Source organism: Sphingomonas sp. 4RDLI-65 (genome assembly GCF_049472435.1).
Classification (GTDB): domain Bacteria; phylum Pseudomonadota; class Alphaproteobacteria; order Sphingomonadales; family Sphingomonadaceae; genus Sphingomonas.
Genome location: NZ_JBCEBT010000008.1, coordinates 134714 through 155945, shown reverse-complemented (window position 1 = coordinate 155945; position 21232 = coordinate 134714). Strand labels below are relative to the sequence as shown.

General features: G+C 66.3%; 17 protein-coding genes. 10 read left to right on the top strand and 7 right to left on the bottom strand.

Annotation, left to right across the window (positions count from 1 at the left end; genetic code table 11):
* Positions 1-367 precede the first annotated feature (367 nt).
* The 4 genes from VH567_RS15415 to VH567_RS15400 form a co-directional block, all read right to left on the bottom strand.
* On the bottom strand, positions 368-757 hold the full coding sequence (locus tag VH567_RS15415) for a reverse transcriptase-like protein (RefSeq protein WP_423327127.1): 390 nt from the start codon (positions 755-757) through the stop codon (positions 368-370).
* Positions 757-1992: a YihY/virulence factor BrkB family protein gene (locus VH567_RS15410; protein WP_423327126.1), complete on the bottom strand. Its 1236-nt coding sequence runs from the start codon at positions 1990-1992 to the stop codon at positions 757-759. Before VH567_RS15410 ends, VH567_RS15415 begins: the two co-directional genes overlap by 1 nt.
* A gap of 65 nt (positions 1993-2057) precedes the next feature.
* Positions 2058-4556, bottom strand: a complete 2499-nt coding sequence (locus VH567_RS15405) for an ABC transporter permease (protein WP_423327125.1) — start codon at positions 4554-4556, stop codon at positions 2058-2060.
* Positions 4553-5251, bottom strand: a complete 699-nt coding sequence (locus VH567_RS15400; protein WP_423327124.1) for an ABC transporter ATP-binding protein — start codon at positions 5249-5251, stop codon at positions 4553-4555. The genes VH567_RS15405 and VH567_RS15400 overlap by 4 nt, the downstream gene beginning before the upstream one ends.
* On the opposite strand from VH567_RS15400, the gene VH567_RS15395 reads away from it, so the two are divergent.
* Both VH567_RS15395 and VH567_RS15390 read left to right on the top strand, forming a co-directional pair.
* Positions 5250-6020, top strand: a complete 771-nt coding sequence (locus VH567_RS15395; protein WP_423327123.1) for an arylesterase — start codon at positions 5250-5252, stop codon at positions 6018-6020. The two genes, VH567_RS15400 and VH567_RS15395, sit on opposite strands and share 2 nt — an antisense overlap.
* Positions 6021-6220: 200 nt before the next feature.
* The gene (locus VH567_RS15390; RefSeq protein WP_423327122.1) at positions 6221-6949 is read left to right on the top strand and encodes a Crp/Fnr family transcriptional regulator; all 729 of its coding nucleotides are present in this window, start codon (positions 6221-6223) and stop codon (positions 6947-6949) included.
* 47 nt (positions 6950-6996) lie between these two features.
* Here VH567_RS15390 and VH567_RS15385 read toward each other — a convergent pair whose 3' ends face one another.
* From VH567_RS15385 to VH567_RS15375, 3 genes are all read right to left on the bottom strand, one after another.
* A complete protein-coding gene (locus tag VH567_RS15385; RefSeq protein ID WP_423327130.1) occupies positions 6997-7341 on the bottom strand; it encodes a hypothetical protein in 345 nt (114 codons plus the stop codon).
* 87 nt (positions 7342-7428) lie between these two features.
* The gene (locus tag VH567_RS15380) at positions 7429-8244 is read right to left on the bottom strand and encodes a transglutaminase-like domain-containing protein (protein WP_423327121.1); all 816 of its coding nucleotides are present in this window, start codon (positions 8242-8244) and stop codon (positions 7429-7431) included.
* 14 nt (positions 8245-8258) lie between these two features.
* Positions 8259-9167 (bottom strand): transglutaminase family protein, encoded by a 909-nt coding sequence (locus tag VH567_RS15375; protein WP_423327120.1) that lies wholly within the window; start codon positions 9165-9167, stop codon positions 8259-8261.
* Between the two features lie 16 nt (positions 9168-9183).
* On the opposite strand from VH567_RS15375, the gene VH567_RS15370 reads away from it, so the two are divergent.
* From VH567_RS15370 to VH567_RS15335, 8 genes are all read left to right on the top strand, one after another.
* Positions 9184-9972, top strand: coding sequence for an N-formylglutamate amidohydrolase (locus tag VH567_RS15370; RefSeq protein WP_423327119.1), 789 nt, complete (start codon positions 9184-9186; stop codon positions 9970-9972).
* Positions 9973-10195: 223 nt separating this feature from the next.
* Positions 10196-13123 (top strand): PAS domain-containing protein, encoded by a 2928-nt coding sequence (locus VH567_RS15365; protein ID WP_423327118.1) that lies wholly within the window; start codon positions 10196-10198, stop codon positions 13121-13123.
* Between the two features lie 234 nt (positions 13124-13357).
* Positions 13358-15529: a TonB-dependent receptor gene (locus tag VH567_RS15360; protein WP_423327117.1), complete on the top strand. Its 2172-nt coding sequence runs from the start codon at positions 13358-13360 to the stop codon at positions 15527-15529.
* A 167-nt stretch (positions 15530-15696) separates the two neighbouring features.
* Positions 15697-16665: a cytochrome c oxidase subunit II gene (locus VH567_RS15355; RefSeq protein ID WP_423327129.1), complete on the top strand. Its 969-nt coding sequence runs from the start codon at positions 15697-15699 to the stop codon at positions 16663-16665.
* Positions 16662-19208, top strand: coding sequence for a cytochrome c oxidase subunit I (ctaD, locus tag VH567_RS15350; RefSeq protein ID WP_423327116.1), 2547 nt, complete (start codon positions 16662-16664; stop codon positions 19206-19208). The genes VH567_RS15355 and ctaD overlap by 4 nt, the downstream gene beginning before the upstream one ends.
* Positions 19205-19588 carry a hypothetical protein gene (locus VH567_RS15345; protein WP_423327115.1) on the top strand — a complete coding sequence of 128 codons (384 nt, stop codon included), beginning with the start codon at positions 19205-19207 and terminating at the stop codon, positions 19586-19588. Before ctaD ends, VH567_RS15345 begins: the two co-directional genes overlap by 4 nt.
* On the top strand, positions 19585-20205 hold the full coding sequence (locus tag VH567_RS15340) for a cytochrome c oxidase assembly protein (protein ID WP_423327114.1): 621 nt from the start codon (positions 19585-19587) through the stop codon (positions 20203-20205). Before VH567_RS15345 ends, VH567_RS15340 begins: the two co-directional genes overlap by 4 nt.
* On the top strand, positions 20202-21230 hold the full coding sequence (locus tag VH567_RS15335; RefSeq protein WP_423327113.1) for a c-type cytochrome: 1029 nt from the start codon (positions 20202-20204) through the stop codon (positions 21228-21230). Before VH567_RS15340 ends, VH567_RS15335 begins: the two co-directional genes overlap by 4 nt.
* Positions 21231-21232: the final 2 nt, after the last annotated feature.

Here is a 21232-nt window from a genome sequence, read left to right as displayed (position 1 = left end):
GTTTATGTCACCAGCCAATCGCAGTGGAATTCCACGATCAACCAGCTCATCTCAAGGAGCCGCTCTGCACAATATCATTCAGACGATCGCCACAGTCCGAAAACCGTAACAACCGTCGATTACATATGGAATATGTGAAGGACATATGAGAACGACCGACACTCGCATAACCTCCCTTTCGAGAAGCTTGGAGCATCTGGTTTTTTGCGACCGCACCAACCAGACCGTTTGGCCGTTCGCTGCGGTGACACCCCTCTAGCCCCCCCCCACCCACACCGTCAAACACTATTTTACAGTTTCGGGTCACTTTTTCGATTTTGGAGGCTTAGCCCCCGTATGCGCCCTGTGTGGCACTCAAGCGGGCGGCTCAGCGAGGGTGCAGTCGAGCCAGCGCGATGCCGGCGAGGTTCTGTGCCCTGCCGATATGACGGATTCGAACCGTGTCGAGGTTGCCGGCCAAGCTCTCGAACTGGACGCGGTGCGCTTCCAGTTCCGGGGTACGACACCGGGCCGTGCCGTTCGCCTGGGTGACGACAAGCGTCGAATCTCCGAGCAGGACGACATCGCGTTCGCCGTTCCGGATAGCGATCTCCAGGGCATGGATCGCCGCAAGCCATTCGGCTTCGCTGTTCGTGCCGTCCCCGAGGTCGTGCCGGTAATAGGTTACGCCCCTCAGTACCGCCGCGCACTCGATCGCACCGGGGTTGGGCCGGCACCCGCCATCGAAGAACAGCTTCGTCCTTTGGGTTCGGGGCATCAGGCGTCCACCGTTCCGTCACCGGACTTCGGCGCGTTCCGCCACGCCAGCGCCGCGCCGATGCCTAGCATGACGATACCGGCGGTCGATGCCCCCCGTCGCAACGACCGCAACCCGCCGAGCACGAGTAAAGAAGCAGGTAGACCGCCATGCAGGCCGGCCGCGTACACTACCGTCAGCGCCCCAAATGCGCGCGGCCTTGCCGGCAATGACGTTGACATCGGGGTCGGGATCGGCGTCGCTCGGTGCGATAGGGGCGAACCCACGGTGGCGACGGTGTCCGCAACGGTCGCACCCCGAGTTCCCATCGGCTGCTCGGCGCCGGTCGTCGTGTCACGCTCGGTCTGGTGTTCGAGTTCGGAATTGAGCTCGGCGCCAAGCAGGAAGACGTACGCCGAAAGCCACAGCCATGTCAGCAACACGATGACCGCGCTCAGCGAGCCATAGGTCGCGCCATAATTGCCAAAGCGCGAGACGTAGACGCCGAACCCGATCGTCGCGGCGAGCCAGACCAATGTCGCAGCGAGCGATCCCGGTGTCAGCCACGCCCACTTCGCCCGGTGCCGATTGGGGCCGAACCGATACAGGCAGGCAGCTGCGGTAACGCCCAGCGAGGCGAGCACGCCGTAACTGACGAGACGGATCGCCAGCAGCAGCACCTCTGGAGCACCGGGTATCAGGCTGTCGAGAAGCGCGAACGCCGCGGTCGAAAGGGCTGCGACCAATGCCAGCATCACCGCGCCAGCCGTGATGGCGAAGGCGAGGAGGTTCAACGTGATGATACCGCGCGTTTCCTTCTCTTCGTAGGCGATGTTCAACGCGGTGACGATCGAGGATGCCCCCTTCGTTCCGCCATACAGCGCGATCCCCAGTGCGATCGCGAGGCCGAAACCCTTCTTGCCCTCAGACGTGCCGACCACGGTCGTCAGCTGGTCGCCGATCACCCGCGCGGCATCATCGGGCAGCACATGGAAGAGCGCACGGATATTGGCGACGACGGTCGCCGTATCGGCGACCAGCCCGTAGATCAGCACCACCGAGGCGAGCAGGGGAACGATCGCGGCGAACCCGTAGAATGCGGTGCCGGCAGCGATCAGCCCGATATTGTCGTCGTTCGCCTCCGCCCAGGTCCGCTTCAGGACCTTCCACCATTCACGCTTCGACATCGACCAGGGGCTGGTGGCCGTATGGGCGACTTGCTGGGTATCGGGCAGCGTCTTGGTCCTTGATATCACGCGAGGATCGTTCCCCTCGGCCGCCTAACGCCGCGTGCGAGACAATGTGTCCGATCGCGCGTGGATCAAAGCTGCCGCAACGCCTGCGCGGGACGGGCGCTGAGGATCGGCCACGCGCCGATCAGCCCGATCGCCATCGTCAGCCCTGCCCCCCCGATCAACGTCGCAAAGACCGTCGCGTAATCGGGACGCCATTCGAAGCTGAAGACCTGCGTCACGACGTACCACGCGCCGCCAAGGCCGAGCAGCAACGCGAGCAACGACAGGACGATGCTCAGGAACGCGTATTCGAGCGCCTGGACCGCAAGCACCTGCCGCCGTGTCGCGCCCATGGTGCGCAGGATCACGCCGTCATACGTCCTTGCCTCGCGTGCTGCGGCGATCGCTCCGATCAGCACGGCTATGCCCGCCAGGATCGCAACTGAGGCCGCCGCGGTGATCGCGGTCGCCATCTGCGCGACGATATCGCGGACCTGGCCGAGCACGCCGCGGACCTCGATAACCGAAACCGAAGGGAAGCGGGGAAGCAGCGCGCGCATGACGAGGGCCTCCTGCCCCGGCGCAAGATCGATCGTCGCGGCGAGGTTGTGCGGCGCGTCCTCGATCGCGTTGGGCGAGAAGACCATCACGAAGTTGAACCCCAGCGTATCCCAGCTGATCCGCCGGAACGACGCAATCCGCGCAGTTCGCTCGACGCCGAGCAGGCTGTAGGTCAGCGGATCGCCGATCTTGAGATCGAGCACTTTCGCCAGCCGTTCGTCGAGCGACACGAGCGGTGGGCCCGCATACTCGCGCGGCCACCAGCGTCCGGCAGTGAGTTCGCTCCCCTCGGGCAAGGTCGCCGAATAGGTCAGCCCACGCTCGCCGCGCAACGCCCAGGCGCCTTCGGGCAACGTCTTCAGATCGGCCACCCGGGTCGTGCCATAGCCGGTGATCGTGCCGCGCATCGCCGGGACGGTACGGACGACGGGGTGGATCGCGACGCGCTCGATCGTCCGACGGAACTCGGCCTCGCGGTCGGGCGGTACGTCGAGTGCGAACAAAGCGGGCGCGCGCTTCGGCACGGTGAGCGCGATGTTGGCGTCGATGCTGGTGCGGATCCCCGCAAGCAGGACGAACAGCGTGAGACCCAGCCCGAGCGCGACGACCAGCGTACCGGTCCGGGCGCCGGGCCGGTGCAGGCCGGCGATCGCGAGCCTTAGCAATGGCTGGCGCGATCGTGGGAGTGACGCGGCGATGCGACGGACGGCCCAGCCGAACCCAGCCAGCACCAGCAGCACGCCTGCCACCGCGGCGAGGAAGCCTGCGCTGAGGCCGGGCTGGTCGGCGGTCGACAGGGCCAACGCGACGATCGCTGCGCCGGCACCGATCACCCACGGCAGCGTCCGGCGCAGTGGTATCGCGCGATTACCGAACGTACCGCGTAACAGGCCGGCTGCGGGGATGCTGCCCGCCTCGATCAGCGGCGGTGCGGTGAAGGCGAGCGCGATCAGCATGCCGTATGCGGCGGCCAGCACGAGCGGTGCGGGCTGGAGCGCGAACTGCGGCGCGACCGGCAGGACGTCGCCCGCGAGCCAGACGATCAGCGGCACCGTCAGGGCCCCCGCGACCAGCCCCGCGACGATGCCCATCGCCGCGACGACCGCGACTTCGAGAATATACACGCGTGCGATCAGGCCGGAGGTGGCGCCAAGCACTTTGAGCGCGGCGATGCTGCTGCGGCGCGCGGCGAGGTAGGACGAGACGCCGTTGCCGACGCCGATCCCTGCGATCACGAGCGCCGAGAGGCCGACGAGCAGGAGGAACTGGCCCATGCGCTCGACGAAGCGCTCGGCACCGGGCGCGGCACGATCGCGCGTCTTAGTTTCCCAACCGCCGGCGGGGAAGGCTGTCTTGAAGCGATCAACCGCAGTGGTCGGCGATGCGCTGGAGGGGAGGCGGACGCGGTATTTGCTTTCGTACAGGCTGCCCGGCTGGACGAGCCCGGTGCGTTCGATCCCGGCGAGCGAGACGATCGCGACCGGACCGAGCGTGAAGCCCTCGCCCAGGCGGTCGGGTTCGTTCGCGATCACGCCGGCGACGGTGAACTCGGCGATACCGAGCTTCAATGTCCCCCCTGCGCCGATGCCGAGCCGTTGCGCCAGCGCCGGGACGATCCAGATCTTGTCGGCTCCAGCCACCTTCGCCGCCGCGCCGCCCTTCAAGGCGAGCGTGCCGTACAAGGGATAGACCGCATCCACCCCTTTCAGCTCGATCGGTACGCTGTTGGTGCCGCGCACCGCCATCGCCTGCATGCGCACCGTTTCCGATACCGTGCCGAGGCGCGCCATCGCGGTGCGCTCGTCCGGCGTCGCGGATCGCTGCGAGGCGCCGAACTCGACGTCACCGCCGAGGATCGCACTCCCCCGTGAGGCGAGTTCGCCGTCGATCGACTGGGTCAGGCTGCCGATCGCGGCGAGCGCGCCGACGCCGAGGAACAGGCAGGCGAGCAACAGCCGCAGGCCGCGAAACCGCAGATCGAGTTCACGACGGGCGAGCCGCCACGCCAGACGCCATTCGCTCACCGCAAGCGGTCCGCGACGATCCGGCCGTCGCCCAGTTCGACGATCCGGTCACAGCGCGCCGCCAGCACCGGATCGTGCGTGATGATGATCAACGTCGCACCCGTGGCGGCGCGGCGATCGAACAGCAGGTCCATGATCGACGCGCCGGTGGCCGCATCGAGATTGCCGGTCGGTTCGTCGCCGAACACGAGATCGGGACGCGGCCCGAGCGCGCGAGCGATCGCGACGCGCTGCTGTTCGCCGCCCGAAAGCTGGGTCGGATAATGGCCGATGCGGTGCGAGAGGCCGACCGCCGCGAGTTCGGCCTCGGCGCGCTCGAACGCATCGGGCATGCCCGCCAGTTCCATCGGCACCGCGACGTTTTCCAGCGCGGTCATCGTCGGCAGCAGGTGGAAGGCCTGAAGGACGATGCCGATCCGTCCGCGGCGCGCGCGCGCCAGGGCGTCTTCATCCAATTTGCCGAAATCGAGCCCGGCAACCTGCACCTGACCGCCCGTCGCGCGTTCGAGGCCCGACAGCACCGCCATCAGCGACGACTTGCCCGAGCCCGACGGCCCGAGCAGCGCGACGCTGGTGCCGCGGAGGATATCGAGGTCGACGCCCTTGAGGATCGTCGTGGCGGCGGTGGACGCACCGAGCGTCAGCGTGACATCGCGCGCCGAGATCACCATATCGGCGGAAGCAGGTTCGGACATGGAGATCACTATTTTGGAGAAACAGACGGGTTTGGAGAAACAGACGCGGCGTTGGCCTCTTTATGGGGTCGGACTGGCTCTTCTCCAAGCGGCGGCTTTGGCGGGGTGCGATCGCGGCGCGGAGGCCCCTGCCCCGGCTCCTACTGCGAACGCGGTTGCGTCGGTCACGGAGTCGGTCGCAGAGGTCCCCGCGCCGAGCGGACCCGAGCGGCTGATCCTTGCATTCGGCGACAGTCTGTATGCGGGCTATGGCCTCGACCGTGGACAGAGCCTGCCCGACGCGGTGCAATCGCGGCTGCGGCGCGACGGGATCAACGCCAAGGTCGTGAACGCGGGCGTCTCGGGCGATACGAGCGCGGCGGGGCGGCAGCGGTTCGCATTCGCGCTCGACAACATGCCGCGCAAACCGGATCTCGTGCTGATCGGTCTGGGCGGCAACGACGTGCTGCGGCAGATTTCGCCCGCCGAGACTCGCGCGAACATGACCGCGATGCTCGACGAGGCCAAACGGCGCACTATCCCGGTGATGCTGACGGGAATGATGGCGCCGCCCAATCTGGGACCGGATTTCACGTCGCAGTTCAACGCGATATGGCCCGATCTTGCCAAGCGCTATGACGTCGCGCTGTATCCGTTCATCCTCGATAGCGTGATCGGCAACACGAAGTTGATGCAGGCGGACCACGTCCACCCCAACCGCACCGGCGTCGACAGGATCGCCGCTCGTGTCGCGCCAGTGGTCGAGACGGCGCTGGGCAAGGCGGACTGAACGACGGCGCGTTGTGTGATCAGATCGCTATCTGCGCACGACCGCGTCACACGGCATCGTATCGCCAACGACGATCGGCGTTGGATCGACCCGCTTGTCATAGGCGAAACTACCGGTGAAAAGGGGCTTCCCCCTTCCCGCACCGCGATCTTCGTGCGAACGCGGGATGGTCAAGGGGACAGGGACACAATACGATGCAATTGAGCGGTTTGATCGCCCGGCTTGGGCGGCATCTCGATCTCACCGAGGGCGAGCGCAACGCCATCACGCACGCCGAAAGGGGCGAGCGCCGGTTGAAGGCCGGCGACATCCTGATGGCGGAGGGCGGCGAGAGCAACGCGCTGTACGTGGTGCGCCAGGGTTGGCTGCATTCGTCGACCAAGCTCGTCACCGGCGGGCGGCAAATCCTACGCTTCCATTATGCCGGCGACCTGATCGGCACGTCGAGCATGGCATGGTCGCAGGCGGCGGCGACGCTGACCGCGATCTCGGATTGCTGGGTGATCGAATTGCCCAAGACCGAACTCGGGCTGCTGTTTCGTGCGCAACCGCGGATCGCCGGGCTGCTCTATGCGATCGCCGCCGCCGAGAACGTCGCGATGAGCGACCGGCTGACGACGATCGGGCGGATGGGCGCGAGCGAACGGCTGTCGACGCTGCTGCTCGATATCATGGCGCGGCTGCGGGTGACGGCAGGGGGGATCGTCGACTCGTTCGACCTGCCGCTGACGCAGACCGACATCGGCGATGCGCTGGGGCTGACCAAGGTGCACGTCAACCGGACGATCCGCGCGCTGGAAAAGTCGGGCGTGATCGAGCGCAACGGGCGGCGGGTACGGATCGTCGACGAAGCCGCGCTGGTCGCCGCGACCGGATTCACCGATCGATACGGCGAGATCGAGACGGCGTGGTTGCCGCCCGCCGCTTGAGGGACGATTTATGATCCTCCCCTTGGCGGGGGAGGATCACTGCGGATTCAGGTGCGGTCGACGACGAACAGCGTGACGCGGTCGTACTTGATATCGCCCGGGTTGAAGATCGCGTCGGGCACGAACGAGCGATCGGTGACCTCGATATCCTTCAGCCCGGCAAGCTTGAACGTGCCGAGCTTGATTTCCTTGGGCGGCTGGCCATCGCGTTCCAGCGTCACCGCGTCGACGAACACGTCGTCATGCTTGGTGTACAGGATATGCGGCGCCAGCGTGCAGACCATCCGGTTATAGGTGGCGGTGATGCATTTGCGCAGCGCGATCGCCTGCAGCAGGAGGGCGTTCGCGTTCGCCTGGGTTTCAGGGGCCGGGGCGTCTGGGGTCGAGGTCATATTGTGCATCGCAGCATAAGTTGGGGGGATCGGAGCCGTTAGGCCCAACGCGGCGGTCGCGACAAGGCCTAACTTGACGGTACGGGTTCAAGGCGTGGCGACGACCTCGTCGGTATGGACGTCGAATCCGACCAGCCGGGCGGGGCCGAACGTGGTGGTCAGCGCGGTATCGGTCGCGTCCCTGCCCCGTGCCATCAGGATCCGGCCGATCCGCGGACGGTTGTGGCGTGCGTCGAGCGTGTGCCACGTGCCGCCCAGATATACGTCGAACCACGCGGAGAAATCCATCGGTGCGTCGACCGGGGGGATGCCGATGTCGCCGAGATAGCCGGTGCAGTAGCGCGCGGGGATGTTCATGCAGCGACACAAGGTGACGGCAAGGTGCGCGAAATCGCGGCACACGCCCTGGCGTTCCTGATAGACGTCCCACGCGGTCTTGGTCGGGCGGGCGTGCTGATACCCGAATTCGACGTGCTTGTGGACGAAGTCGACGATCGCCTGGACGCGCTGCCAGCCGGCGGGGACATGGCCGAACAGCGACCACGCCGTCTCGGTCAACCGGTCGGTCTCGCAATAGCGGCTGCCGAGCAGGAAGATCAGGATATCGTCGGGCAGGTCCTCGACCGCATGCTGGACCGCGTCGGGGGTGACGGAATCGGGCAACCCGCTATCCTCGATCGTGAAGTCGCACGACAGCGTCAACCCGCCTTTCGGCACGGTGATCCGCGTGCAGACGTTCCCGAACGCATCGAGATAGTCGTAGCGCGGCACGTCCGGATCGTCGACGATCCGGTGCGGGGTGACCAGGTCCTTGTTGCGTGACGGATGGATGCTGAGCATCGTCAACATCGGGGTGGCGACGTCGGTCTCGAAACGAATATCATAGCCTGCGCGGATCAGCATGGAAGTACCCCTATTCAAGCCATTAGCGAGGTTTGTTGACTGGTGGCCGCATCATCGTCGACGCTGATGTCGACCGAAACGCTCATATCGAGGAAGCTGCCCGGGAAGCCGCTCCAGGTTCCCGACACCGGGACCGCCTGGTAGATGTCGCGCGCGACCGCGACGCGGATCAGGCCGCGATTGCCGACGATGCCGTTGGTCGGATCGAACTCGACCCAGCCCGAGCCGGGGATGTAGACGCGCACCCAGGCATGCGTGTTGCCGCCGCCGGTGCGCTGTTCGCGGCTGCTCGGGTTGTAGACATAGCCGGAGATGAAGCGCGCCGCGAACCCGAGCGCACGGACCGCCTCGATCATCAGCATCGCGTAATCGCGACACGTGCCCTTGCGGCGGGCGAGCGTCTCGATCGGCGACTGCGTGCCCTTTTCGGGGCGTGGGACATAGGTAAACTCGCGCTTGATCGCGGCGGTCATCTCCGACAGCATCGCCAGCGTATCGGTTGGGCCGTCGGTGCGGACGAAGCGCCGTGCCCAGGTGTCGATCTCGCGCAGCGGATCATGGTGCTGCCGCTCGATCGAGCGGAGCAGGTCGGGCATCTCTTCCGACGAATAGGTGAAGGGGTAGAGCCGCGCGTAGCGTTCGATGTCGACGCCCTGCAGCTCGGCCGGGCTGTGGTTCAGGCGGACGCGGCTGTCGACGACCAGTTCCTTCGCACGCTTGTCGAAGGTGGCGATCGCGACCGAATTGCCGAACACGTCCTGCAACCAGCGCACGTCCGACGGTTCCGGCGTGATCGTCAGCCTGGCGTCGATAAGGTGCTGGTCGTAGCTTTCGCGCGGGCGGACCATGATCCGATGCTCGCCAAACGCCACCGGCTGGCGGTAGGAGTATTTCGTGACGTGAGAGAGCGTTAGAGATGGCATCGAGGATCCGTGTCGCATGAAGACTAGTACCAGCCAATCGCTGCTTGGGACCGAAGATGCCGCACCGGTCACAGTGGTCAACCCCAAAGGCGCGTCATCGTTCCTGCTGATCGGCGATCATGCGGGGAAAGCGGTACCCGCGCGGCTCGGATCGCTGGGACTGAGCGAGGCAGACCTGTCGCGCCACATCGGCTGGGATATCGGCGTGGGCGAACTCGGCATGCTGCTGGCGGAGCGGCTGGATGCGGTGTTCGTGCGCCAGACCTATTCGCGGCTGGTGATCGACTGCAACCGAAGCGCCAGCCAGCCGGACGTGATCGCCGCGATCAGCGACGCCACGGTCGTGCCGGGTAACGCCGCGCTCTCCGAAACGGAGCGCGCGGCGCGGTTTGCGGAGATCCACGCGCCGTATCACGCGGCGATCGCGGCCGAACTCGCGCGACGCGATGCGGCGGGCATGACGACGGTGATGGTCGCGCTGCACAGCTTCACACCGGCGATGAAGGGCCCCCTCCGGGAGCAAGATCGCCCATGGCAGATCGGCATCCTCCACGACGGGGGGAATACGCGGTTCGCGCAGGCCATGCTGGACGTGCTGCGGACGGAGCCGGACCTGACGGTGGGGGATAACGAGCCATACCGGATGGACCTGATCGACTACACCATTCCGCATCACGCCTATCCCGCGCAGCGCCCTTATGCGGAGATCGAAATCCGCCAGGACCTGCTGGGGAACAGCGAAGGATGCGAGGCTTGGGCGGCCCGCCTGGCGCGTGTGCTGCCAGCGGCGTTGGCGCGGAACTAGCGCAGGCGGTTACCGGGTTCGATCGAGGCCAGGCTAGGTGGCGCGCGGGTCCGATCGCACGAGCGGGCTTTGCGTGATCGTCTAGGAGGACCTGCCCCTAGCGGACCCCCCTTTGCTTCCAGGCGAGGACATTGTCGTCCGGTTCACCGGGATCATCTTTCCGTTCCGTGCGTTTGCTCGCCGGCCAATATCGTACGTGGTCGCGCCCTCAGACGTTCGAGACATGATGCAGCGACCGACGCTCCCGCCGTCCATACCCGCAGACTCCGCGATTTCCACCGACGAGCGGTATCGGGCGCTGACCAACGCGATCGACGCCGGCTTCTGCATCGTCGAAGTGCTGTTCGATCACGGCGAAGCGGGCGATATCGGCCGCCCGGTCGATTATCGGTTCGTCGAGACCAACCCGCAGTTCGAGATACAGACCGGCCTGGTCGACGTGATCGGTCGCACCGCGCGCGATCTCGTTCCCGATCTCGAGCAATTCTGGTTCGAAACCTATGGGCGCGTCGCGTCGACCGGCGAGCCGGTTCGGTTCGAACATGCTTCGGACCCGATGGTGCGTTCTTTCGAAGTTCACGCGTTCCGGATCGGCGATGCCGCCGCGCGGACCGTCGCGATCCTGTTCACCGACATCACCGACCAGCGGCACATCGCGCGCGTCACCCAGGAAAGCGAAGAGCGACTGAGCCAGGCGCTCGCCGCCGGCAACGGTATCGGCACCTGGGACTGGGATATCCCCAACGACCGCATCAAGGCGGACGAGCGGTTCTCGCGCCTGTACGGCGTGCCTCCCGAGATCGGTCGCAAGGGGGCACCGCTCGAACGGTTCTTCGGCGCGATACATCCCGACGACTTGCCCGCGACGCGCGACGCGATCGCCGACGCCATGGAACGCGGCGGCGATTTCTCCGCGGAATACCGGCTTGTCCAGCCCGGCGGCGCGATCCGGTGGGTCGCGGCGCAAGGCCATTGCCGGCTTGCGGCCGATGGCACGCCGTTGCGCTTCCCCGGTGTCAGCTTCGACATCACCGAGCGCAAGCAGGCCGATCTGCGCCAGGCCGCACTGCTCGAACTCGGCGACACGATCCGCGACCTGACCGATCCGGACGAGATCGCCTATGCCGCCTCGCGGATTCTCGGCGCTACGTTGCAGGTCAGCCGGATCGGCTACGGCGTGATCGACAAGATGCGGGAGACGATCACGGTCGAACGCGACTGGAACGCGCCGGGCATCACGACGATCGCCGGCACGCTGCAGTTCCGCGAACACGGATCGTACATCGAGGACCTGAAGGCCGGCCGCACCGTCGCGATCGCCGATGTCGATCTAGACCCGCGCACGCGTGATACCGCCGATGTGCTCAAGGCGATCAGTGCGGCATCGTTCGTCAACATGCCGTTGGTCGAGAAGGACGATTTCGTCGCGCTCATCTATGCCAACCATGCCGCGCCGCGCGTCTGGAGCGACGACGACCTGCTCCTGATGCGCGAAGTCGCCGAGCGGGTCCGCGCCGCCACCGAACGACTGCATGCCGAGACCGCACGCCGTGCCAGTGAAGAACAGTTCCGGGTGTTCGCCGAAGCCGTGCCGAACCAGATCTGGGCGGCACGTCCCGACGGTTATCTCTACTGGTTCAACCAGCAGGTCTACGCGTATAACGGCCTGGCGCCGGGCGGCCTGGACGGAACCGAAACCTGGGGTCGCCTGCTCCATCCCGACGACGTGGCGATGGCGGCCGAACGCTGGAGCCATTCGCTGACGACCGGCGAGCCCTATTCCATCGAATTCCGGGTGCGCGATCGGCATGGCGACCATCGCTGGTTCCTGGTGCGTGCCGCGCCAGTGCGCGCTGACGATGGCACGATCCTGCGCTGGGTCGGCACCAACACCGATATCGACGAAAGCCGTCGCCAGACCGCGCAACTGGCCCAGTGGAACGAGACGCTGGAGGAACAGGTCGCCGAGCGCACGCGCGAACTGATGGCGACCGAGGAAGCTTTGCGCCAGAGCCAGAAGATGGAAGCGGTCGGCCAGCTCACCGGCGGGATCGCGCATGATTTCAACAATTTGCTGACCGGCATTACCGGCAGTTTGGAACTGCTCGGCATTCGTATCGCACAGGGGCGGTTGAACGACGTCGAGCGCTATTCGCTGGCCGCGCAAGGCGCCGCCAAGCGCGCGGCGGCGTTGACGCATCGGCTGCTCGCATTCTCGCGGCGGCAGACGCTCGATCCGAAACCGACCGACACCAATCGCCTCGTGTCGGGCATGGAAGATCTCGTGCGGCGTACGGTCGGCCCGGAAGTCGAGGTGGAGGTCGTCGAATCGGTCGGGCTGTGGGCGACTCTGGTCGACCCCAACCAGCTCGAGAACGCGTTGCTCAACCTGTGCATCAACGCGCGCGACGCGATGCCCGATGGCGGGCGGCTGACGATCGAGACCGCCAACCGCTGGATCGACACGCGCACCGCGCGCGACCGCGATCTCGAAGCCGGCCAATATGTCTCGCTGTGCGTGTCAGATACCGGCACGGGAATGACGCCCGAGGTGATCGCCAAGGCGTTCGACCCGTTCTTCACGACCAAGCCGCTCGGCCTTGGTACCGGGCTCGGCCTGTCGATGATCTACGGGTTCGCGCGGCAATCCGGCGGTCAGGTACGGATCTATTCCGAGGTCGGCGAAGGCACCAACGTCTGCGTGTACCTGCCGCGGCATTTCGGGCCGGCCGAGGAGGTGACGAGCGACGCGGAACTGACCGATGCGCCACGCGCGCAGGCCGGCGAGACCGTGCTGGTGGTCGACGACGAGCCGACCGTGCGCATGCTGGTGATGGAGGTGCTGGAGGAGCTCGGCTATGCCGCGGTCGAGGCCGCCGACGGGGCGTCGGGGCTGAAGCTGCTGCAATCGAACATGCGGATCGACCTGCTCGTCACCGATGTCGGCCTGCCCGGCGGGATGAACGGACGACAGATGGCGGACGCCGCGCGGATCGGACGCCCCGACCTGAAGATCCTGTTCATCACCGGCTATGCGGAAAATGCGGTGGTCGGCAACGGTCATCTCGATCCGGGCATGCATGTGATGACCAAGCCGTTCGCGATGGAGGCGCTCGCCGGGCGGATCAAGGATCTGATCGTGGCGGGGTGAGTCGGAGGCAAACGCCTTGCCCCACGCCGGCAACCCTTCCCCCCTTCATAATCCTCCCTCTGTCATCCCCGCGTCGTCAGTATGGCGGGCGGGTTTGGGTCTCGCGGATTACGTTCGTGTTGCCTTGCGGCAACAGCGTGCCACGCATCAGCAAACATGACGCCAACGTCACTTGATATGATGTAACATCAATTATACCCGCAACGTCGACAGGGACGACACAAGGGAAATTCGATGAAGACGATGTTGTTCGGCGCCAGCGCGCTGGCCGTGATCCTGGGCGCGCCCGCGTACGCGCAGACCGATCAAGATCCCGCTACGCCAGCCGCCGCCCCTGCCCCAGCCACCGCCCCAGCCACCACCGCACGCGCAGGCGACATCATCATCACCGCACCGATCCAGACCAGCGAGCGCGACGTGCTGCAGGGCACCACCGTGCTCACCGGCCAGGAACTCACGCGCCAGCTGCGTCCGTCGCTCGGCGAGACGCTCGCGCGCCAGCCCGGCGTGTCGGCCAGTTCGTTCGGGCCGAGCGCCTCGCGGCCGATCCTGCGCGGCTTCCAAGGTGACCGTATCCGCGTGCTGACCGACGGCATTGGCTCGATCGACGTCTCGAACACCTCGGTCGATCATGCCGTCATCATCGACCCGCTGCTCGCCGAGCGCATCGAGATCCTCCGCGGACCGAGCGCGCTGCTGTACGGCACGTCGGCAGTCGGGGGTGTCGTCAACGTCATCGATACGCGTATCCCGCGGTCGGTGCCCGAGAACGGCTACCGCGTGAACGGCATCGCCAATTACGGCTCGGCCGCCAACGAGCGGTCGGGCGGCATGGCTGGCGATGTCGCGGTCGGCCCGCATCTCGTGCTTCACGCCGATGGCTCGTACCTGAATTCGGGCGACCTGCGCACCGGCGGCTACATCCTGTCGCGCGAGCAACGCGCCAAGGCGCTCGCGACCGCGGCACTGCCGGTCGACCCCGCCGATACCGATCCGATCGACTATGCCGCCTCCGCCGCGCTCAAGGGCAAGCTGCCCAACACGCAGGCCGAAACCTGGACCGCGGGCGCGGGCGCATCGATCATCACCGACACCGGCAGCCTCGGTATATCGTACAGCCATTACGACAGCCTGTACGGCGTGCCGATCCGCTATGCGACCGAAGCCGGCCAGGAGCAGGAGGCGCCGCGGCTCGACATCGTCCAGAACCGCGTCGACCTCCGCGGGGAGATCGACACCGGCGGCGACGTCATCAGCAAGATCCGCGTTCGCGTCGGGCAGGCGAGCTATCGCCATTTCGAGCTGGAGCCGGACAATTCGGTCGGCACCGCCTTCTACAACAAGGGCCTCGAAGGGCGCCTCGAAGTCGTGCAGGCGAACCGTGGCGGCTGGCAGGGCGCGTCGGGCGTGCAGTTCTACAACCGGATCTTCAACGTGGTCGGCGACGAGGCTTTCCTGCCGAAGAACGAGACCAACCAGACCGGCCTCTTCACGCTCCAGCAGTATGAGTCCGGCAAGTTCCACGCCGAGGGCGGCGTGCGGTATGAGATCACCGATCTCGCCGCGCGGACTCCCGAGGACGATCTGCGCTTCTTCCGCGGCAGCCAGAGCTATCATTCGGTGTCGGGCTCGCTCGGTGCGTCCTACGCGCTGACAGACAGCGTCCGCGTCGGCCTGAACGGCTCGCGCACCGAGCGCGCGCCGTCGGCCGAGGAGCTATTCGCGAACGGCGCGCATGCCGGCACGCAGGCGTATGAACTGGGCAATCCGGACTTCAGACTCGAGAAGTCCTGGGGCCTCGAAGGCACGCTGCACGCGCATGGCGACGGCTTCAGCTTCGACGCGTCGGCCTATTACAACTGGTTCTCGAACTACATCTCGGAGAACCAGGTCGCGGCGTCGGTGTGCCAGGCGGCGGCCGATCCGTCTGGTCGCGTGGTCGACCTGCCTTGCTTCCAGTATCAGCAAGCAGACGCGCGCTATTACGGGTTCGAGGCCAACGCCTCGGTGCGGCTCGCACGGATCGGCGGCTATGTGATCAACGCCGATGCGCTGGGCGATTACGTCCATGCCAACATCGTCGACCAGGGTCCCGTCCCGCGTATTCCGCCGATGCGCGTGCTTGGGGGACTCGAGGCGCAGGGCGACCGGATCAACGGCCGCGTCGAGGTCGAGCACGTGTTCGACCAGAACCACATCGCCGCATTCGAGACGAAGACCAACGACTACACGATGGTCAACGCCTCGATCGGCCTCAGCCCGTTCGGCAAGGATTCGAAGACGACGCTGCTGCTGAGCGCGAACAACCTGTTCGACGTGAATGCCCGCCGCGCGACCAGCTTCCTGAAGGACTTCGCGCCCTTGGCTGGCCGCGACTTCCGCGCGACGCTACGCTTCGGGCTGTAAACCCCTCCGCTCCCACCAACCCGTCACCCCAGCAAAAGCTGGGGTGACGGGCGGGGTGAAGATGCGACAGCGCTCCATCCCCAACATGAAATAATTGTCATTTTTCGGTTTACGCCGCCCTGCCGCCGCCGCTAGGGGGACCCCTTCAAAAGGGTGGCAAGGTGATGATGCGGAAGGCTATTTTTCTTTCCGTGGGGGTGTGCCTGCCGCTGTTGACGGCGTGCAACCGGCACCAGTCGACGCTCGCGCCGTTCGGTGAGGAGGCGGACAAGGTCCTCTCGATCACCATCGTTCTGGTCATCGGTGCCGTCATTCTCGCTGGCGGCCTCGCGTTGTTGATGCGGCATGCGATGCGCGCACCCGAGGGTCGGCTGACGCACAAGGGCGGGATGAAGCTGGTGCTGTGGCTCGGCGGCATCGGGCCTTCGATCCTGCTCCTGGGCCTGCTGCTTTACGCCCTGCCCGCGATGCGCCCGCGCGAGGTTGCCAATGGCGATCTGCGGATCGGCGTCGAGGGCGAACAATTCTGGTGGCGCATCCGCTACGCCCCGCCGGGTGGTTCGGTGATCGAGACCGCCAACGAACTCCGCCTGCCGGTCGGCCGCACCGTAGAGCTGTCGCTCCGCAGCCCTGACGTCATCCACAGCTTCTGGGTGCCCGGGCTGGCCGGCAAGATGGACATGATCCCCGGCCGCACCAACCGACTCGTCGTTCGCGCAACCAAGGCAGGGACCTACCGCGGTGTGTGCGCAGAGTTCTGTGGGCTCGGCCATGCACTGATGGCGTTCGACGTGATCGCGATGGAGCCCGCAGCATTCGAACGCTGGCTCGCCGCGCAGGCCCGTCCCGCCACCGTCACAGCATCGCCCGGCGCGCGGCTGTTCGCGAGCTATGGGTGTAGCGGCTGTCACTCCGTGCGCGGCGTTGGCCCGGTCGCGAAGATCGGCCCCGACCTCACCCACTTCGGATCACGCCCGACGCTCGCCGCGGGCGTGTTGCCGATGACCCACGCCAACATCGCCGGTTTCGTGCGCGATCCGGGCAAGACCAAGCCCGGCGTGCGGATGCCCGCCTTCCCACAGATGTCGGCCGCCGAAGCCGACCAGATCGCCAGCTACCTTCAGGGGCTCAAATGACCACCGAGAGCACCCCCTATGTCGCGCCCGACCAGAACGATCCTGCGGTGCGGAAAGGCCAGGAGGATCGCCTGCGTGAAGTGTGGAAGCCGCCGTCGGGCTGGTTCTTCCGCTGGACCGACGTCAACAACAACCGGATCGGCGTGTGGTACACGCTGACCGCGTTCGGCTTCATGCTGTTCGCAGGCGTGCTCGCGCTGATCATGCGCACGCAGCTGGCAGTACCGAACAACGACCTCGTCACGGCGAACACCTTCAACCAGCTGTTCACGCTGCACGGCTCGATGATGATGTTCCTGTTCGCGGTGCCGATGTTCGAGGCGGTCTCGATCATCCTTCTGCCGCAGTTGCTCGGCGCGCGCGACCTGCCGTTCCCGCGGCTGTCGTCGTTCGGATACTGGAGCTTCCTCATCGGCGGCGTGTTCGTGTCGGGCTCGATCTTCTTCGACGCCGCGCCGGATGGCGGCTGGTTCATGTACCCGCCGCTGACGACGCGGACCGATCTGAGCGGACTCGGCGCGGACATCTGGATGCTGGGCTTGAGCTTCATCGAGGTGTCGTCGGTGGCAGCCGCAGTCGAGCTGATCGTCGGCGTGCTGAAGTGCCGCCCGCCCGGCATGCGGCTCAACCTGATGCCGCTCTACGCCTGGTACATCCTGGTCGTCGCGGTGATGATCCTGTTCGCGTTCCCGCCGCTGATCGCAGGCGACGTGCTGTTCGAGATGGAGCGGCTGCTGAACTGGCCGTTCTTCAACGCGGAGAAGGGCGGCGATCCGCTGCTGTGGCAGCATCTGTTCTGGATCTTCGGGCATCCGGAGGTCTACATCGTCTTCCTGCCGTCGATCGCGCTGTTCGCGATGCTGATCCCGACTTTTGCGCAAAGACATTTGCTCGGCTATCCGTGGATCGTGCTGGCCGCGGTCGGGACGGCGTTCCTGAGCTTCGGGCTGTGGGTCCACCACATGTTCACGACCGGGCTGCCGAAGATCAGCCTCGCCTTCTTCGCCGCGGCGTCGGAAGCGGTGGCGATCCCGACCGGCGTGCAGATCTTCGTGTTCATCGCGACGCTCTGGGCGGGCAACGTCAAGAAATCGACGCCATTGCTCTATGCGAGCGGCAGCCTGGCCGTGTTCGTGATCGGCGGGCTGACCGGCGTCATGGTCGCGGTCGCGCCGTTCGACTGGCAGGCGCACGACACGTATTTCATCGTCGCGCATCTGCATTACGTGCTGATCGGCGGCACGCTGCTGCCGCTGTTCGCCGGGCTATATTATTACTGGCCGCTGATCACCGGCAAGAAGCTCAGCGACAGGCTCGGGCGGATTGCGTTCTGGATCATGTTTGTGGGGATGAACGTGACCTTCTTCCCGATGCATCTGTCGGGGCTGCTCGGGATGCCGCGGCGGGTGTTCACCTATCCCGAGGAGCTCGGGATCGGCGGGCTCAACCTTGCCTCGACGATCGGGTCGTACATGTTCGCGACGGGCGTACTGATCGTCTGCATCGACCTCGCACTGTCGCCGCGTCGCCCGAAGGCGCCGCGTAATCCGTGGAATGCCGGCACGCTCGAGTGGCTCGCGCTGCCCGACGACGAGGATTGGGGCGTTCGCTCGGTGCCGCTGATCGAGAGCCGCTATCCGATCTGGGATCAGAAGAACTTCGTCCAGAAGGTCGACGAGGGCCGGTTCTTCCTGCCCGATGCGGAAGAGATGCGGCGCGAGTCGATCGTTACCTCGGTGCTCGACGCGCGCCCGGTACAGGTGATCCGCCTCGGCACGCCGAGCGTGAAGCCGATGATGACCGCGGTCGCGCTCGCGGGCGTGTTCATCCTGACGACCTACCATCTCTATATCTGGTCGGCGGTCAGCGGCGTCGCGACGCTCGCCTGCGTGCTGTGGTGGCTGTGGACCGGGACCGCCGAGATCCCCGAAAAGCCGACCAAGCATATCGGCCACGGGATCGAAGTGCCGCTCTACACGTCCGGGCCATCGGCGCCGGGCTGGTGGGCGATGTTCATCACGATGATGGCGGACGCGACTGCGTTCTCGGGGCTGGTGTTCGGCTATTTCTTCTTCTGGACGATCCACAATGATTTCCCGCCGAGCGGGGTCGGGCTAAACGGGCCAGGCGTGTTCTGGCCGATGGTCGCGTTGGCGCTGACGCTCACCGGCTGGGCCGCGACCGTCGGCGCGCGCGAAGTGCATCGGCGGGGTAACGTCGGCGCGGGTCGTGCGCTGTTGGTGGTCGGCATCGTCGCGACGCTGGCGAGCCTGTTCGCCGGGCTTGCGGGGCCGTGGTATTCGGGGCTCGATCCCGAACTCCACGTCTATCCCGCGATCGTCTGGACGCTGGCGATCTGGACCGCCGTCCACGCCGCGATCGGGGTCATCATGCAGGCCTACACCCTCGCGCGCAGCCTCGCGGGCAAGATGACGCCGGTCTATGATGCGGACCTGCGCAACATCACCGTGTACCACCACTTCCTCGCACTGACCGGCATCGTGACGTTCTGCACGATCGGCCTGTTCCCGGGTGTCTCATGAAGAAGCATTGGGCCCGCGACCTGAAGGTCACGTTGTGGACGCTGATCGTCCCGCCGACGATCTGGGCCGCGCATTTCCTGTTCTGCTATCTGTGGGTCGCTGTGACGTGCGCGAAATCGTCGGCGCCGGGAACCGCGTTGAACGGCTTTCCACTGGCGACGCTGATCGCGACGATCGTGGCGCTGCTGGGGATCGTCGCGGCAGGCTATATCGCGCGCGTCCAGTCGGAGACGCCGGGTGATCCGGCTCCGCACGAACAGGGCACCGAAATCGACCGGCTGCGCTTTCTGGCGCTGTCGACACGGTTGCTTGCCGGGCTGAGCTTCGTGGCGGTGATCTTTACGGCGCTACCCGTCATCATGTTCGGCGACTGCCGATGAGACGCGCGAGCCTCGTCCTGGGCGTTGCGCTAGTCCCGCTCGGCTGGGCATTCGCCGCAGCGCCGCTAGGAATGGTCGGCCACATGGCGGGTCACATGATAGCGGTCGCGGTCGCCGCGCCGTTCCTGGCGTACGGGGTTGCGGGCAGCCGCTTCGATCCCGCCGAGCGTTGGCCCGCAGTGGTGACCCCGCTCGCGATGTCGCTCGTCGAACTGGTCGTGGTTTGGCTCTGGCACCTCCCCGCGCTGAGACTGCGCGTCGACATACAGCCCCTCGCGCTGCTCCTCGAGCAGGCCAGCTTCCTCATCGCCGGCGTCTTTCTCTGGAGCGCCGTGCTCGGCACGCGCGTCGGCGGCGCAAGCGATCGGCGTGCGTCAGGGGTCGCGGCGCTGCTGCTGACCTCGATGCACATGACCCTGCTCGGCGCATTGATCGGCCTCGCCCCACGACCGCTATACGCGATGATGGCGATGCACCCGGCAACGCACGGCCTCGACGCCCTCGAAGACCAGCAACTTGGCGGCGTCGTCATGCTGATGGTCGGCGCGGCGAGCTATTTCATCGGCGGGCTGGCGATGCTCGGCGGACTATTGAAGACACGGAGCGCGACCGCATGACGATCCGGATTACCTGGGCGCGCGCCGCCGCCGCCATCGTCACACTCGCGCTCGCAGGGCTGTTGTTCGCGTGGTCGGGCGTGTTCAACATCGCCGCCTCGTCGGGGCATTGGAAGATTACCGACTGGTTTCTCCACTGGACGATGCGCAACTCGGTCCGCACCTACGCCGCCGTTACCGCCCCCGACGATCCCAAGGCGAACGAGGGCCTCGTCAGCGCCGCCGGCCTGTTCAAGGCCAGCTGCGCGTCGTGCCACGGCGCCCCCGGCGTGCGTCCGCTGCCGGTGATGCAGGCCGCGACGCCCCCTGCCCCGGACCTGTCGGTCAACGCGCGCGAATGGACCGACAAGCAGATTTTCTGGATCCTCAAGCACGGCGTCAAATACACCGGCATGCCCGGCTGGGCGGCGAAGGACCGCGACGACGAAGTCCGCCGCATGGTCGCCTTCGTCCGCTTGCTCCCCGAGATGACGCCCGCGACCTATCGCTCGCTGACCGAAGTGCCGGGCATCGCCGATGCGAAGATCGCGACCTGCGCCGGCTGCCACGGCGCCGACGGACGAGGTCGCAACCAGCCCGATATGCCGGTACTTGGCGGCCAGAACCCGGCGTATCTCCGTGCAGCACTGGAGGCCTATGCGACCGGCAAGCGCCAAAGCGCGGTCATGGCGAACGCCGCCGCGACGCTGACGCCGGCCGAGATGACGCGATTGGCGGATCATTTCGCGGCGACGCCGGGTATCGGCAGCGTCACGCCGTCCGGCTCGACCGAGGCCGCCAGAATCGACCGCGAAGGGCTGCCGAAGGTGCAGCTCCCTGCCTGCGCGAGCTGCCACGCGCCCGGGAAGCCCTACCCGGTCCTCGCCGGCCAGCGTGCCAGCTACATTGCCCAACGCCTGCGCAACTGGCGCGGCGACGAGACGGTGGTCGATGCGCGGAAGTCGCAATCGACGATGCCGGTCATCGCCCGCCGTATCCCCGAGGACATGATCGACCCGCTCGCCCACTATCTCGCAGGCCGCTGATC

Excerpts from the sequence above, each read along its gene's own strand:
- VH567_RS15415 (WP_423327127.1), bottom strand. The coding sequence starts at position 757 with ATGCCCCGAACCCAAAGGACGAAGCTGTTCTTCGATGGCGGGTGCCGG.
- VH567_RS15395 (WP_423327123.1), top strand. The coding sequence starts at position 5,250 with ATGGAGATCACTATTTTGGAGAAACAGACGGGTTTGGAGAAACAGACG.
- VH567_RS15400 (WP_423327124.1), bottom strand. The coding sequence starts at position 5,251 with ATGTCCGAACCTGCTTCCGCCGATATGGTGATCTCGGCGCGCGATGTC.
- VH567_RS15385 (WP_423327130.1), bottom strand. The coding sequence starts at position 7,341 with ATGACCTCGACCCCAGACGCCCCGGCCCCTGAAACCCAGGCGAACGCG.
- VH567_RS15380 (WP_423327121.1), bottom strand. The coding sequence starts at position 8,244 with ATGCTGATCCGCGCAGGCTATGATATTCGTTTCGAGACCGACGTCGCC.
- VH567_RS15375 (WP_423327120.1), bottom strand. The coding sequence starts at position 9,167 with ATGCCATCTCTAACGCTCTCTCACGTCACGAAATACTCCTACCGCCAG.
- VH567_RS15370 (WP_423327119.1), top strand. The coding sequence starts at position 9,184 with ATGAAGACTAGTACCAGCCAATCGCTGCTTGGGACCGAAGATGCCGCA.
- VH567_RS15365 (WP_423327118.1), top strand. The coding sequence starts at position 10,196 with ATGATGCAGCGACCGACGCTCCCGCCGTCCATACCCGCAGACTCCGCG.
- VH567_RS15360 (WP_423327117.1), top strand. The coding sequence starts at position 13,358 with ATGAAGACGATGTTGTTCGGCGCCAGCGCGCTGGCCGTGATCCTGGGC.
- VH567_RS15355 (WP_423327129.1), top strand. The coding sequence starts at position 15,697 with ATGCGGAAGGCTATTTTTCTTTCCGTGGGGGTGTGCCTGCCGCTGTTG.
- ctaD (WP_423327116.1), top strand. The coding sequence starts at position 16,662 with ATGACCACCGAGAGCACCCCCTATGTCGCGCCCGACCAGAACGATCCT.
- VH567_RS15345 (WP_423327115.1), top strand. The coding sequence starts at position 19,205 with ATGAAGAAGCATTGGGCCCGCGACCTGAAGGTCACGTTGTGGACGCTG.
- VH567_RS15340 (WP_423327114.1), top strand. The coding sequence starts at position 19,585 with ATGAGACGCGCGAGCCTCGTCCTGGGCGTTGCGCTAGTCCCGCTCGGC.
- VH567_RS15335 (WP_423327113.1), top strand. The coding sequence starts at position 20,202 with ATGACGATCCGGATTACCTGGGCGCGCGCCGCCGCCGCCATCGTCACA.